General features: G+C 70.3%; 10 protein-coding genes. 6 read left to right on the top strand and 4 right to left on the bottom strand.

Features of this window, described 5'->3' with window-relative positions; translation table 11 throughout:
* Positions 1–65 precede the first annotated feature (65 nt).
* Positions 66–620: an N-acetyltransferase gene (locus tag OG897_RS10330; RefSeq protein ID WP_266655016.1), complete on the bottom strand. Its 555-nt coding sequence runs from the start codon at positions 618–620 to the stop codon at positions 66–68.
* Positions 621–852: 232 nt separating this feature from the next.
* Between OG897_RS10330 and OG897_RS10325 the strand changes: the two genes are divergently transcribed.
* Genes OG897_RS10325 through OG897_RS10300 form a run of 6 tightly spaced genes read left to right on the top strand, consistent with a single transcriptional unit; the run spans position 853 to position 7,569 of the window.
* Positions 853–1,767, top strand: coding sequence for an SCO2525 family SAM-dependent methyltransferase (locus OG897_RS10325; protein WP_266655014.1), 915 nt, complete (start codon positions 853–855; stop codon positions 1,765–1,767).
* 37 nt (positions 1,768–1,804) lie between these two features.
* A complete protein-coding gene (locus OG897_RS10320; protein WP_266655012.1) occupies positions 1,805–3,652 on the top strand; it encodes an SCO2524 family protein in 1,848 nt (615 codons plus the stop codon).
* A gap of 3 nt (positions 3,653–3,655) precedes the next feature.
* Entirely contained in the window at positions 3,656–4,573 is a 918-nt protein-coding gene (locus OG897_RS10315; RefSeq protein WP_266655010.1) for an SCO2523 family variant P-loop protein, read from the top strand.
* A complete protein-coding gene (locus OG897_RS10310) occupies positions 4,570–5,550 on the top strand; it encodes an SCO2522 family protein (RefSeq protein WP_266656726.1) in 981 nt (326 codons plus the stop codon). Before OG897_RS10315 ends, OG897_RS10310 begins: the two co-directional genes overlap by 4 nt.
* Positions 5,547–6,641 carry an SCO2521 family protein gene (locus OG897_RS10305; protein WP_323188013.1) on the top strand — a complete coding sequence of 365 codons (1,095 nt, stop codon included), beginning with the start codon at positions 5,547–5,549 and terminating at the stop codon, positions 6,639–6,641. The genes OG897_RS10310 and OG897_RS10305 overlap by 4 nt, the downstream gene beginning before the upstream one ends.
* A 1-nt stretch (position 6,642) precedes the next feature.
* On the top strand, positions 6,643–7,569 hold the full coding sequence (locus OG897_RS10300) for a hypothetical protein (protein ID WP_266655008.1): 927 nt from the start codon (positions 6,643–6,645) through the stop codon (positions 7,567–7,569).
* A gap of 208 nt (positions 7,570–7,777) precedes the next feature.
* Here OG897_RS10300 and OG897_RS10295 read toward each other — a convergent pair whose 3' ends face one another.
* The 3 genes from OG897_RS10295 to OG897_RS10285 all read right to left on the bottom strand — a co-directional run bounded on the left by OG897_RS10295 (position 7,778) and on the right by OG897_RS10285 (position 14,967).
* Positions 7,778–9,238 (bottom strand): glutamate synthase subunit beta, encoded by a 1,461-nt coding sequence (locus OG897_RS10295; protein ID WP_266655006.1) that lies wholly within the window; start codon positions 9,236–9,238, stop codon positions 7,778–7,780.
* Positions 9,231–13,814, bottom strand: coding sequence for a glutamate synthase large subunit (gltB, locus tag OG897_RS10290; RefSeq protein ID WP_266655004.1), 4,584 nt, complete (start codon positions 13,812–13,814; stop codon positions 9,231–9,233). Before gltB ends, OG897_RS10295 begins: the two co-directional genes overlap by 8 nt.
* A gap of 421 nt (positions 13,815–14,235) precedes the next feature.
* Entirely contained in the window at positions 14,236–14,967 is a 732-nt protein-coding gene (locus tag OG897_RS10285; protein WP_266655002.1) for a VIT1/CCC1 transporter family protein, read from the bottom strand.
* Positions 14,968–15,022: the final 55 nt, after the last annotated feature.

Here is a 15,022-nt window from a genome sequence, read left to right as displayed (position 1 = left end):
GGTGGCCGCCAGGGTGCACGCACGGCGTTCGGGGGCTCAGCAGGGGGGGGCACCCCCCGTCCGGTTCAGCGGGGGCGGGGTTGCGCGTGCCGCCAGCCCAGTGCGCACCGCATCAGGAGCCGGTGGTCCCCCGGCCCCAGGTAGTCCGCGCGGAACTCGCCGGGTCCGAAGCCCAGGGAGCGGTAGAGGGCGATGGCCGGGCGGTTGCCCGGTTCGACGCTCAGCCAGACCTCCGCGACGCCGTCCTCGGCCGACATCCGCAGCGCCTCAGCGAGCAGGGCCCGCCCCACGCCGCGATGGCGGCAGCCGGGCGAGACGCCGAGGCCGAAGACCCAGCTCGTCTTCCGGTCGTACGTGTTGACCGTCAGCGCGTAACCGGCGAGACGGCCCGCCCCCGGGTCCGGCACGCCCTGAGTGCCCTGCACGTCCCGCGCGTCCACCACGAGCAGCCGCCCCTGGTGGGCGTCGAAGAGCTGACGCAGCATGAAGTACGGGTACCCGTGTTTCCCGAAGACTTCCTGGTCCAGCGCGAAGAGCTCCGGCAGGTCGTCCTCCGTGACGGGGCGGACGGCGAAGGATTCCCCCCGCTTCGCGGAATTCTCTTCCGGGTGATCTCGCATTTCGCCCCCCACTTCCTGGAACTGCCCTCAAGTGCACGGAAGATTACATAATCCTTCTACGGGGTGTACCGATCGCGTCCCGATCTGTCCAGGGACAACCGCCCGATGATCAGAACCGCATGCATGACGAACTCGCCGGGCGAACCGATTGCCGGAAAACGATCAACCGTGCCCTTCGAACGAGAAGGACGGACAGGCTGACGCCGAAGGTTACGGCCGCTACGATGGATAGATGGCTGACACATCCGCGCGAACCGCCGGGAGCGAAGTAGTCCCTTCCGGATTCGCCGATTCCCGCATCAAGGTCTCCGGCAAGAATGAGGAGGCCCCATGGAATCGCTTTGATCCGGATTGTTATGCAGCCATGCACTATGCGGAACTCTACGAGGGCGACCGGCAGATCCTGGAGATCGTCCGGAAGTTCTTCGCCCTGCATCTGACGCCGGACAAATCCCTCCGTGGAATCGACGTCGGCACCGGCGCCAATCTGTACCCGGCGCTCGCGCAGCTCCCCTGGTGCCGCAGCACCACCCTCTACGAACTCTCCACCAGCAACACCGCCTGGCTCGGCGACCAGGTCCAGAAGCACGCGCCCATGTGGGACTCGTTCTGGGAAGTGCTGTCGGAAGGACCGGACGGGAAGCCCTACCGCGACGCGAAGGGCACCGAGGACCGGACCCGGCTGAGGGACACCGCCACGGTCCTGCCGGGCAACCTGTTCGACCTGCCGGACCTTCCGCCGGAGTCCAAGTGGGACCTGGGCACCATGATGTTCGTCGCCGAGTCCCTCTCGTCGGAGTACCAGGAGTTCGACGACGCCGTCGGCGCGTTCACCGGCGCGCTGCACCCGCGTTCCCCGTTCGCCGTGGCCCTGATGCGCCACTCCACGGGCTACCGGGTCGGCAACCAGCACTTCCCCGCGTACTCGGTCGGCGAGGGCGAGGTGTACAAGGCATTCGAGAAGCGCGTCGACCTCAGCACCTTCCGCATGCACTCGATCTGCCTCCCGAAGCCCGCGAAGGACGAGGGCGGCGCGGACGGCGGCGCGGCGGACGGCAGCACGGCGGACGGCGGTGCGGCCCTCGGAGGCGACGGCGCCGAGGACGTGTTCAAGGGCATGATCCTGGTCTGCGGGCACACCCTGTAGCCACAGCCGCGACATCGGAGATCAGGGGGCACGGGGGATGCGGATCGAACCGCGGCAGCAGCTTCTGGAAATCTGGCAGGCACTTGCCCGCAGCTCATTCCCCAAAGGCACCTGGGAATGGGGCCAGTGGGGCACGAAGAGCAGCGTCGCGGACGCCGAGCGGCTGCTGTGCCTGCTGTATCCGGCGACCGAGATCCCCGCATTCAGGATCGACTCCCCCGACGAGACGGCCGACGACGTACTGGACGTACTGAAATCCCTCGGCGGTCGGCTCGACATTCCGCAGCGGCTCCTTTCCATCCTCACCGAATTCACGCGCGCCCACACGGCGGAGGACGGCACTCCGAAATTCTCCGGGGGCTATTACTTCAACCCCGTCGACACCGACACGAAACTGACCGACGAGCAGCGCGAATTGGGTGTTGTCGACTCCTATTCGATGTCGGTGACACTTTCTCTGGCGACCCTCGGATTCCTCAAGGTGTTCCTCAGGTCGCCGCGGCGCGAAGAAATCGTGGACCTGGCGAGGGAATTGGAGGCGAAGACGCAGAAGCGCCTCACCGCCGCCATGATCAGCCTTCTGCGCAGCTTCAGCGTCAGCACCTTCGACATCGAGTCGCCGCGCGGCCAGAACCTGCTCTCCCTCGTCAACCAGGACCACGCCCCCACCCGGGTCGTGGTCCAGCACCTCCAGCGGCGGCTGAAGCCGCTGCGGGCCGCGATCGGCGACTCCTTCGTCCTGGGGGTCGACGTCCGCAAGGAACTGGCCAACGAGAACCTGATGTTCGAGTGCGGCTGGTCCTGGGGACTGGTCGACGGGGCCCCCGAGGTCCCCACCAGGGCGGCGGCGGGCGAGCAGTACGAAGGGGTCGCCGCCGACGTTCCGTATCTCTACTTCACGGTGGTCGCCCTCGACGGCATCGCCGACCTGTTCTCCGAGCGCACGCTGACGCTCGGCCTGCTGGACGAGGAGCAGCAGCGGCTCTCCGAGGCGCTCCGGATGCGCTGGGAGATCACCCAGCAGTACTGGTCGACGATCGCCCGCTTCGGGGAGGGCGGGAGCTGGCCGCTGGAGGACATCCCGTGGCCCGCGACGGGCCCGCAGACCGAGTCCGAGTACTACTCGCTCTCGGTGGCCGCCATCCTCGTCCAGGACCTGGTGCGCCGCCGCGCCACCGACGACGACCTGACCCGGACCGTGGCGGTCATGGAGGAGCTGGCGGTACGGGGCAGGATCACCCGGCGGATGACGCCCGGCGACCCGGCGGTGGACCTGCACAACCCGGGGGTGCGGCTGCCGCTGCTGGGGACGGAAAGGCTGGGGCCGCCCCTCGAATGGCGAATGTCGGACTTCTCCGCGCAGCTTTTCAAACGGACCGTTCAACTTGCGACATTCTCGAAGAACATCGACGCCTATGACCGGCTGATCCGGCTCGCGGAATCCCTTCTCGAACACCTGTGGCGGCGCCGGGTCTCCCGGGGCCGGGGCATCCGGCTCTGGGACAACGTACGGGCGGTTTACCCGCACTCCCCCGACACCTCCGAGCAACCGGTGTCCTGGAGCATGACGGAACGCATGGCGGAAAGCATGGTCGCCGCCACCCACCTCTACGAGCAACCACCCATCAGAAGCAGGGAGTTGAGCAGTTTTGCCACCGCTCTGCTCATCGAGGCGGGGCATCTGTTCGGCGCGGAGCTGATGCACGCGAAAGGCGAGGAGGACTCCCACCGGGAACTCGCCCTGAAAGCCGTGGACATCTCCCTGCGACGCGCCAGAAGAGTGGTCGCCGAGCAGCCGGGCACCGCCTGCGCACTGGCGATGGAAGCCCTGGGCACCCTCGACTCGCTGACGCGCGCCCGCGACGCCGGCACCAAGGGGGGCTGAGCCGTGCTCGTCTTCGCCGCGTCCGACAAGGGCGGCACCGGCCGCTCCGTCACCAGCGCCAATCTGGCCTACCGCCGCGCCCTGCGCGGGGACGACGTCTGCTACCTGGACTTCGACTTCGGCTCCCCGACCGCCGCCGCCGTCTTCGACGTCCCCGGCGTCCTGCGCGGCGCCGCGTCCGGCGGCCTGCACAGCTATCTGCGGGGCGCGGTCGCCGAGCCGCTGCGCATCGACGTGTGGGACCGCTCCGAGCACGACTCGCTGCGCTACGCCCCGGCCGGTGCGGGCCGCCTGGTACTGGTGCCGGGCGACCTGAGCGGCGGCGAGTTCGTCACCGGCAAGGACGCCGTGAACCGCTGCACGAAGCTCTTCGCCCGGCTCGACGAGGAGTTCGACCTGGTCCTGGTGGACCTCAGCGCGGGCCGCTCCTTCGCCCTGGACATGGCGCTGGAGAGCACGGTCCGCCCCGAACTGCGCGGCATCCCCTGCCGCTGGCTTGTCTTCCACCGGTGGACCCGGCAGCACATCCTCGCCGCCGCGGGACTGGTGTACGGCGAACGCGGCGTGCTCGCGGGCGGGGCCGCGCTGGGACACGACCCCGACCGGCTGCGCGCGGCGCTCCGCTTCGTACGGGCGGTGGTCCCGGGCTCCGACTCCCCCGCCGTGAAGTACGCGCGCCCGCCCCAGGCGGTGTGGATGCACGCGGTCAGCCGCCAGCTGAACACGCTCGCCGCGGAGAACGGGCTCGGTCACGGCAAGGTGCTGGGGAGCATCCCCGAGGAGCCCGTACTCAAGCTCCAGGAGCAGTTGATCACCGACGAGGACGTGCTGGAGACCCAGGTGGCGAACCCGGAGACCCGCAACGCCCTGGAGCAGCTGGCCCGTCGCCTCGTCGACGACAGTGCCTGGGAGGAGTTCTGATGGAGCCCGTGTTCCGCGAGGAGACCGCGGACCCCCGCACCGAGGCCCTGGCGCTGTCCCATCTCTCCCTGGAACTAGGCCACTTGTACATGGAGGACTTCGCGGCGGGCCGGGAGAGACTGCGCGCGCACTTCGAGGAGGTGCGGCCGTGGGCGGACGCGGCCCGGGCCGCAGCGGTCCGTACGCACGGCCGCCGGACCCGGGTCAGCACCTGCTTCCTCGTCGACGACTACTTCAGCCGCCTCTCCTCCCCCGAACGGCTGCTGCCGATGCTGTGCGAGGAGGCCGAGGCCGCGGGCGTACGGATCGACTACCTGGCCCGCGAGTCGGGCTGCGCGCGGGCCGGGGAGCTGGAACCGGCACGCGCCGTGGAGGGGCGGCTCGTGGAGTCGCCGCCGCCCGGCAGCGACGGCTCCCGCCCGCCCGCCGCCGAGAGCGGCTGGCTGAGCAACGGCCAGCGCGGCCCCTCGGCGCACGACGGCGAGGCGGCCGAGGCGATGCGCGGCGCGCCGCCCGTCTGGGCGCCGCCCTCGGAGACCGGGGCCCGGCAGCACTCGGTGTTCCTCGACGTGGAGCTGTGGAGCGAGGAGAAGAAGGGCGAGCGGCTGTGGTCCTGCCCGTTCCTGGCCGGGGTGTGGCAGTTGCTGCGGCTGGGGATGCTGCGGCACGACGGGGCGGCGGTGCTGCGCGCCCAGGACCTCGCGGACCTGGGCGGCGCCTTCCCCGCCGACTGGGACGCGCTGCCCCCGCTGCTGCGGCTCAGCCCCCGGGCCCACCCCTTCGCCGCGTACCGCACCTTCTCCGTCCTGCCCACCCGCTTCCTGCCCGTCGAGCACGCGGTACGGGTGCTGCTGGGCCAGGTGCACGTCGAGGCGCAGGTCCGCGCGCAGGTGGAGAAGCGGGCCGGGGGCGAGGGCCTGGTCCTGCCGCCGGAACTGCCCGACCGGGCGCACTACGCGTTCGCCCTGGAGCCGTGACGGACGTGACAGACGCGACGGACGTAACAGACGCGACGGAGGCGACGGACGCGACGACCAGGGCAGGCGCCACGGAGGAGAAGGAGGCGGAGACCGAGGAGGTCGTCGTCTGCGGCGAGGTGCGCACCGCCCTCCTCCAGACGTCGCTGCCGCTGCCCCCGCAGGCGTCCGCCCGCCTGCTGGGCCTGCGCCCCGACGAGCCGGTGCGTGTGTCCGAGCGCCCCAACGCCTATGCCGTCTCCCCGGACCTGCTGACGGGCGTGGACTGCCGACTGCCCGCCGCCTCCGGCTCCCGGGTGCGCGGCGTGGGTACGGTCCGGGCGCACGCGGCACTCACCGGCGGACGCGTCCTCCAGGCCAACGCCCGCTTCCAGTACGTCACTTCGTCGTCCGGCCGACTGCCGTGGAGCCACTACCTGGTGCGCCCCGGCGTGGTCGAGCGGCTGGGCCGCGCGACGGCCGAGGACCTCACCGCCGGATTCCTGGCCGCCCCCGCCGGGGAGCCCGGCGTACTGGACCCGGGCGCCATGGCGGAGCGCCTGCTGGAACGCGTACGGGAACATCCGCTGCTGGACGGACGGCCGCCGCTGAAGTCGCGGCGGACCCGGCTGCGCTGGGCGGTGCGCCAGGCTCCGCCGGGGGCCGCCCCGTCGGTGCGCTTCACGATCGCCGACCAGGAGACGCGGACCCTGCTCCTGCTGCTGCCCGGCCCCCTGGACCTCGAAGCGGTGGCCGCCGTACCGGCCTTCTGCGAAGAACTCGCCCTGCACGACTGGCTGTTGACCACGTTGATACGGGTGGTGGAGCGCAGCCCGCTCGGCTCGCTGCCGGGTCCGGCGCTGGTGGAACGGCTGGGCCCCGCCGTCAGCCATCTGCTGCACCTGTGGATGCCGGGCGCCCGCAGCGGACGGGAACTGCCGGAGCTCTGGAACGGTCTGGAACTACAGCCGGGCTTCACCCGGCAGTGGCAGACCCTCGTCCAGCGCATCCGCGACCAACTGGCCCTCCAGGCCCTGTCGTTGCCGGGCGTGGCACCGCCGCCGCGCACGTCCGTATCGTCCGCACGCCGCGCACCCACATCGGGGAGCTGAAATGAACGACGGAATACCACCCCTCCTGCAGAAGGCCATCGTCACCGTACTGGCCGGTGGCATCGCTTACGGGCTGACCTCCCTGGTGGGCGGCGGGGGCCCGGACAACGACCTGTGGAAGCTGACCCTGTCGGTGTTCATCGGCGGGGCGACCTTCATGCTCCAGTACCTGCACCAGGTGGAGCGGCGGCTGCGCAGCGCCGAGAAGCGCTTCGACAAGCACGCGCTGGAGGTCAAGGACACCGTCGGGCGGGGCATCGAGCGGGTCAACGACTCGGCCAGGCTGCTCCAGATGCTGGAGGACTCCTCGTTGCCGACGGAGCAGGTCAAGGAGCTGGTGACGCAGGCGGCGCAGTTCCGCACCAGCACCCCGGAGATCGTGCACGCCTTCGCCCAGTCCGAGGTCACCCGGCTCGCCAAGCTGGTGCACGACCTGCGGTCCGGGGTGGCCAGGTATCCCGGCGAGGACCACGACTGGCTGCTGACCCTGACCCGCAGCGCCACCCGGTCCATCGACGCCACCAGCACCTCGATCGACCAGGCGTTCTGGGGCACGGAGCTGGGCAAGAGCTATCTGCGCGCCCAGCGGGAGGCCATCAACGTGCCGCGCCGCGTGGCGGTGCGCCGGCTGTTCATCGTGGGTGACGACCAGAGCCCCGACGACCCGGTCATCATCGGGCTGCGCACCCATCAGACCGCGCTGGGGATCGACGTACGCGTGGTGTCGATGACGGACCTGGACCCCAAGACCAAGCTGGAGCCCAAGTACAACTTCATCGTCTTCGACGACGCGGTGAGCTACGAGATGTCCCTGGCGGTGGGCGAGCAGCCCGAGCCGGAGATCGAGACGACGCTCATCACGCTCCAGCCCGAGGAGGTCCGGCGGCGCAAGCAGCGCTTCGAGACGCTCTGGAACCAGGGGTCCTGAGGGGCGCCCGGCCCTTCGGCTCCGGGGCCCGGCCCGGGACGCGCCGCGGCGCCCGCCCCGTGTCCGGTCGGGGACGATGTGGGGCGGGCGCCGCGTTCAGTTCCGCACGACGCTGGGCGGGACGTTTGTGGGTGGTGCTCTGGACACCGTACGCCAGAAGGGTCGACCGGCGCACGAGTGGGGCACCCCTGGTTAAGGGGCCTGTCGGTCAGACCATGAGCGAGCGGTCCGTGGGCTTCACCGGGGCCGGGAGCGCGCTGACGCCCGTCAGGTAGCGGTCCACGCCTCGGGCGGCCGAGCGGCCCTCCGCGATGGCCCACACGATCAGGGACTGGCCCCGGCCCGCGTCTCCGGCGACGAAGACGCCGTCGACGTTGGTCGCGTAGTCGGCGTCGCGGGCGATGTTGCCCCGCTGGTCCAGGTTCAGGCCGAACTGCTCGACGAGGCCGTTGGCCTGGTCGGTGCCCGTGAAGCCCATCGCCAGGGTGACGAGCTGGGCGGGGAGGACGCGCTCGGTGCCCGCCTTCTGCTCCAGCTTGCCGTCCTTGAACTCCACCTCGACGAGGTGCAGCGACTGGACGTTGCCGTCCTCGTCGCCCTCGAAGTGGGTGGTGGAGACGGAGTAGACCCGCTCGCCGCCCTCCTCGTGCGCGGAGGTGACCTTGTAGAGCATGGGGAAGGTCGGCCAGGGCTGGCCCGGGCTGCGGTCCTCGCCCGGCTTGGGCATGATCTCCAGCTGGGTGACGGAGGCCGCGCCCTGGCGGTGGGCGGTGCCCACGCAGTCCGCGCCGGTGTCGCCGCCGCCGATGACCACGACGTGCTTGCCCTCGGCGGTGATCGGGGACACGGTCAGGTCGCCCTCCTGCACCTTGTTGGCCAGCGGCAGGTACTCCATCGCGAGGTGGATGCCCTTCAGCTCCCGCCCGGGGACCGGGAGGTCGCGGGACACGGTCGCACCGGCCGCCACGACGACCGCGTCGTACCGGCGGCGCAGCTTGGCCGCGTCGATGTCCCGGCCGATCTCGATCTCGGTGCGGAACTTGGTGCCCTCGGCCCGCATCTGCTCGATGCGGCGGTTGATGTGGGACTTCTCCATCTTGAACTCGGGGATGCCGTAGCGCAGCAGCCCGCCGATGCGGTCGGCACGCTCGTACACGGCGACCGTGTGGCCCGCCCGGGTGAGCTGCTGGGCGGCGGCCAGACCGGCCGGGCCCGAGCCGATGACGGCCACGGTCTTGCCGGACAGGCGCTCCGGGGGCTGCGGGGTGACGTCGCCGCTGTCCCACGCCTTGTCGATGATGGTGACTTCGACGTTCTTGATGGTGACGGCGGGCTGGTTGATGCCGAGCACGCACGCCGACTCGCAGGGGGCCGGGCACAGCCGCCCGGTGAACTCCGGGAAGTTGTTCGTGGCGTGCAGGCGCTCGGACGCGGCCCGCCAGTCCTCGCGGTAGGCGTAGTCGTTCCACTCGGGGATGAGGTTCCCGAGCGGGCAGCCGTTGTGGCAGAACGGGATGCCGCAGTCCATGCAGCGTCCGGCCTGCTTGCTGATGATCGGCAGGAGGGACTTGGGAACGTAGACCTCGTTCCAGTCCTTCACCCGGTCCCCGACCGGGCGGGACTGGGCGACTTCGCGCCCGGTGGTCAGAAAGCCCTTGGGGTCAGCCATGGGTCGCCGCCTCCATCATCTTCTCGGTGGTCTCCTGCTCGGAGAGACCGGCGCTCTCGGCGGCGTCCTTGGCGGCGAGCACGGCCTTGTACGTGGAAGGAATGATCTTGCTGAAGCGGGCCGCCGCTGCGGGCCAGTCGGCCAGCAGCTTCGCCGCGACGGTCGATCCCGTCTCCTCCTGGTGGCGGCGCACGACGTCGTGCAGCCACTGCTGGTCGGAGGTGGACGGGGTCTCGATCGCGCCCAGGTTGCCCGCGTTGACGCAGGTGCGGTCCAGGTCGATGACGTACGCGACGCCGCCGGACATGCCGGCCGCGAAGTTGCGCCCGGTCTCGCCGAGGACGACGGCGTGGCCGCCGGTCATGTACTCGCAGCCGTGGTCGCCCACGCCCTCGGAGACGACCGTGGCCCCCGAGTTACGGACGCAGAAACGTTCACCCGTACGTCCCCGGAGGAACAGCTCGCCGCCGGTCGCGCCGTAGCCGATGGTGTTGCCCGCGATCGTGGAGTACTCGGCGAGGTGGTCGGCGCCCCGGTCCGGGCGGACGACGATCCGGCCGCCGGAGAGGCCCTTGCCGACGTAGTCGTTGGCGTCGCCTTCGAGGCGCAGGGTCACGCCGCTCGGCACGAACGCGCCGAAGGACTGTCCGGCGGAGCCGGTGAAGGTGATGTCGATGGTGTCGTCGGGCAGGCCCGCACCGCCGAACTTCTTCGTCACCTCGTGGCCGAGCATCGTACCGACGGTGCGGTTGATGTTGCGGATGGCGATCTGCGCGCGGACCGGCTGGGCGCTCTCGGCGGAGTCGGCGTTCAGGGCGTCGGCGGCCAGCTTGATCAGCTGGTTGTCGAGGGCCTTCTCCAGGGCGTGGTCCTGGACCGTGACCTGGTGGCGGACCGCGCCGTCGGGCAGCTCGGGCACGTGGAAGAGCGGCGCGAGGTCGAGACCCTGGGCCTTCCAGTGGCGTACGGCCCGCTCGGTGTCGAGGAGTTCGGCGTGGCCGACCGCCTCACGAATCGTACGGAAGCCCAGCTCGGCGAGGATCTCCCGGACCTCCTCCGCGATGTACTGGAAGAAGTTGACGATGTACTCGGCCTTGCCGGAGAACCGTTCGCGCAGCACCGGGTTCTGGGTGGCGATGCCGACCGGGCAGGTGTCGAGGTGGCAGACGCGCATCATGACGCAGCCGGAGACGACGAGCGGCGCGGTCGCGAAACCGAACTCCTCCGCGCCGAGCAGCGCGGCGATGACGACGTCGCGGCCGGTCTTGAGCTGGCCGTCGGTCTGCACGACGATGCGGTCGCGCAGCCCGTTGAGCAGCAGGGTCTGCTGGGTCTCGGCGAGGCCCAGCTCCCAGGGGCCGCCCGCGTGCTTCAGCGAGGTCAGCGGGGAGGCACCCGTACCGCCGTCGTGTCCCGAGATGAGGACGACGTCCGCGTGGGCCTTGGAGACTCCGGCCGCGACCGTGCCGACGCCGACCTCGGAGACCAGCTTCACGTGGATGCGGGCCGCCGGGTTGGCGTTCTTGAGGTCGTGGATCAGCTGGGCGAGGTCTTCGATGGAGTAGATGTCGTGGTGCGGCGGCGGGGAGATGAGCCCGACGCCTGGCGTCGAGTGACGCGTCTTGGCGACCCACGGGTACACCTTGTGTCCTGGCAGCTGGCCGCCCTCGCCGGGCTTCGCGCCCTGCGCCATCTTGATCTGGATGTCGTCCGCGTTGACCAGGTATTCGCTGGTCACACCGAAGCGGCCGGAGGCGACCTGCTTGATGGAGGAGCGGCGCGCCGGGTCGTACAGGCGCTCCGGGTCCTCGCCGCCCTCACCGGTGTTGGACTTGCCGCCCAACTGGTTCATGGCGATGGCGAGGGTCTCGTGCGCCTCCTGGGAGATGGAGCCGTACGACATCGCGCCGGTGGAGAAGCGCTTGACGATCTCGGAGGCGGACTCGACCTCGTCGATCGAGATCGGCTCGCGGTCGCTGCTGAAGCCGAAGAGGCCGCGCAGCGTCATCAGCCGCTCGGACTGCTCGTTCACCCGGTCCGTGTACTGCTTGAAGATGTCGTAGCGCCGGTTGCGCGTGGCGTGCTGGAGGCGGAAGACCGTCTCCGGGTCGAAGAGATGCGGCTCGCCCTCGCGACGCCACTGGTACTCGCCGCCGATCTCCAGGCGGCGGTGCGAGGCGGCGATGCCGGAGGCCGGGTACGCCTTGGCGTGCCGGGCGGCGACCTCCTTGGCGACGACGTCCAGACCGGCCCCGCCGATCTTGGTCGCCGTACCGTTGAAGTACTTCGCGACGAAGGCGTCGTCCAGGCCGACGGCCTCGAAGACCTGCGCGCCCCGGTAGGAGGCGACGGTGGAGATGCCCATCTTGGACATGACCTTCAGGACGCCCTTGCCGAGTGCGTAGATCAGGTTCCGGATGGCCTGCTCGGGGTCGTCCGTCTCGATGAAGGTGCCCGCGCGGACCAGGTCCTCGACGGATTCCATCGCGAGGTACGGGTTGACGGCCGCGGCCCCGTAACCGATGAGCAGGGCGACGTGGTGGACCTCGCGGACGTCACCCGCCTCGACCAGCAGGCCCACCTGGGTGCGCTGCTTGGTGCGGATGAGGTGGTGGTGGACGGCGGAGGTGAGCAGCAGCGAGGGCATCGGCGCGTGCTCGGCGTCGGAGTGCCGGTCGGAGAGCACGATCAGGCGCGCGCCCGCCTCGATGGCGGCGTCGACCTCGGTGCAGATCTCCTCGATCCGGGCGGCCAGGGCGTCGCCGCCCCCGCTGACCCGGTAGAGCCCGGACAGCGTCGCGGCCTTCATGCCGGGCATGTCGCCGTCGGCGTTGATGTGGATGAGCTTGGCCAGCTCGTCGTTGTCGATCACCGGGAAGGGGAGCGTGACGCTGCGGCACGACGCGGCGGTCGGCTCCAGGAGGTTCCCGGCCGGACCGAGCGAGGAGCGCAGGGAGGTGACCAGCTCCTCGCGGATGGCGTCCAGCGGCGGGTTGGTGACCTGCGCGAAGAGCTGGGTGAAGTAGTCGAAGAGCAGCCGGGGGCGCTCGGACAGGGCCGCGATCGGCGAGTCCGTACCCATGGAACCGAGCGGCTCGCCGCCCGTGCGCGCCATCGGCGCGAGGATGACGCGCAGCTCCTCCTCGGTGTACCCGAAGGTCTGCTGACGACGGGTGACCGAGGCGTGCGTGTGCACGATGTGCTCGCGCTCGGGGAGGTCCTCCAGCTCGATCTCACCGGTTTCCAGCCACTGCTGGTACGGGTTCTCGGCGGCGAGGCCCGCCTTGATCTCGTCGTCCTCGACGATGCGGCGCTCGGCGGTGTCGACGAGGAACATCTTGCCGGGCTGGAGGCGGCCCTTGCGGACGACCTTCGCGGGGTCGATGTCCAGGACGCCGACCTCGGAGGAGAGGACGACGAGGCCGTCGTCGGTGACCCAGTAGCGGCCCGGACGCAGGCCGTTGCGGTCGAGGACCGCGCCGACCTGGGTGCCGTCGGTGAAGGTGACGCAGGCCGGGCCGTCCCAGGGCTCCATCATCGTGGCGTGGTACTGGTAGAACGCGCGGCGGGCCGGGTCCATGGAGTCGTGGTTCTCCCACGCCTCGGGGACCATCATCAGCACCGAGTGCGGCAGCGAACGGCCGCCCAGGTGCAGCAGTTCCAGGACCTCGTCGAAGGACGCCGAGTCGGAGGCGTCCGGCGTACAGACGGGGAAGATCCGGTCCAGCTTCTCCGGTCCGAAGAGGTCGGAGGCGAGCTGCGACTCCCGCGCCTTCATCCAGTTCCGGTTGCCCTTGACCGTGTTGATCTCGCCGTTGTGCGCGACGAAGCGGTACGGGTGGGCCAGCGGCCAGGACGGGAAGGTGTTGGTCGAGAACCGGGAGTGCACGAGCGCGACGGTCGTGGCACAGCGGCGGTCCGACAGATCCGGGAAGAACGGCTCCAGCTGCCCGGTGGTGAGCATGCCCTTGTAGACGATAGTGCGCGCGGAGAGCGACGGGAAGTAGACACCGGCCTCGCGCTCGGCGCGCTTGCGCAGGACGAACGCCTTGCGGTCGAGGGCGATGCCCTCGCTCTCACCGTCCTCGACGCTGTGCCTGTCCGAAACGAAAAGCTGCTTGAAGGTCGGCATGGTGGCGCGCGCACCGTTGCCCAACAGGCCCGGTGTGACGGGGACTTCACGCCAGCCGAGGACGGTGAGGCCCTCTTCGCCCGCGATCGTCTCGATCTGCGAGACGGCGTCGGCCGCGAGCGCGTCGTCGGCGGGCAGGAACGCGATGCCCACCGCGTACGCCCCCGCTGCCGGAAGCTCGAATTCCGCGACCTCGCGGAGGAAGGCGTCGGGGACCTGGAGCAGGATTCCGGCGCCGTCGCCGGAGTCGGGCTCGGAGCCGGTGGCACCGCGGTGTTCGAGGTTGCGCAGTACCGTCAGCGCCTGCTCGACCAGCTCATGGGAGGCGACACCGGTCAGGGTGGCGACAAAGCCGACGCCGCATGCGTCGTGCTCGTTGCGGGGGTCGTACAGCCCCTGTGGGGCGGGGCGACCGTCCATGGGCGACCAGGCGTGGGTACGCATCGGCACTCCCGTCGTCGTCGTGGCATATGCAGATACCGAGGGACGACACTGGCCCTCCGCGAAATTTCGTGCAGGTTACATGATGGCTGGCTTCTCAGGAAGCGGATAGCTCATTCCACCATGCGGACACCGCAGAGAGCGGCGGATAAGGTGCGGAGGCGGACAGATCGCCACTCTCCGGACCGTAGCGAAGCGGGCAACGCTGCCTGCGGCGCTTACGGCTCATGCCCGGTGGTCAACGAGACGAAACCGATGAGTAACGACTACTTATGCGACACCTTGCATATAGCCACATCTTACGGGGAGTGTCCCGGATTCGCGCCGGGGCGTACGTCACACCCCACCAGGGCCCGAAGCCCTCAGGGCGCCTCCCCCGGCGATCGGAGGTGACGCCCCGCAAGCCCCTGCTCCCCCTCGGGCCTCAGCCGACGGCGGTGCCGAACAGCGTCCCGAGCCCGTACGTGAGTGCCGCCGCCGCACCGCCCAGGGCCAGCTGCCGCAGCCCGCTGAACCACCACGACCGCGCGGTGACCTTGGCGACGACCGCCCCGCAGGCGAACAGGCCGACCAGCGCGAACAGCACGGCGGGCCACAGCGAGGACGCCCCCAGCAGGTACGGCAGCAGGGGCAGCAGCGCTCCGAGCGCGAAGGCCCCGAAGGAGGACACCGCGGCCACGGCGGGCGAGGGCAGGTCGGACGGATCGATCCCGAGTTCCTCGCGGGCGTGGATCTCCAGGGCCTGCTCCGGGTCGGCCGAGAGCTGCCGGGCGACCTCACGGGCGAGCTCCGGCTCCACGCCGCGCGACATGTACAACTCGGCCAGCTCACGCTCCTCGTCGGCCGGGTGCTTCCTCAACTCCCTTCGCTCGACGTCGAGTTCGGCCTCGACCAGTTCCCGCTGCGACGCCACGGACGTGTACTCGCCGGCCGCCATGGAGAAGGCACCGGCCGCGAGCCCCGCCAGCCCGGTGATCACGATCGTCTGCTGCGAGACGGCCCCGCCCGCCACGCCGGTCATCAACGCGAGGTTGGACACCAGCCCGTCCATCGCGCCGAACACCGCCGGGCGCAGCCAACCGCCGTTCACATCCCGGTGGGTGTGGTTGTCGCGGTGCGCCTCGTGCAGTGTCGCTTCGGTCTCGATGATCGCCATGTCCGTCTTCCCCGTGCCCTCTTCAGCCCTCCGGCCGGGGTACGCCCCGACACGA

It is taken from the genome of Streptomyces sp. NBC_00237, from assembly GCF_026342435.1.
In the GTDB taxonomy this organism is placed as follows: Bacteria; Actinomycetota; Actinomycetes; order Streptomycetales; family Streptomycetaceae; genus Streptomyces.
This window is presented reverse-complemented; position numbering and strand designations above follow the sequence as displayed.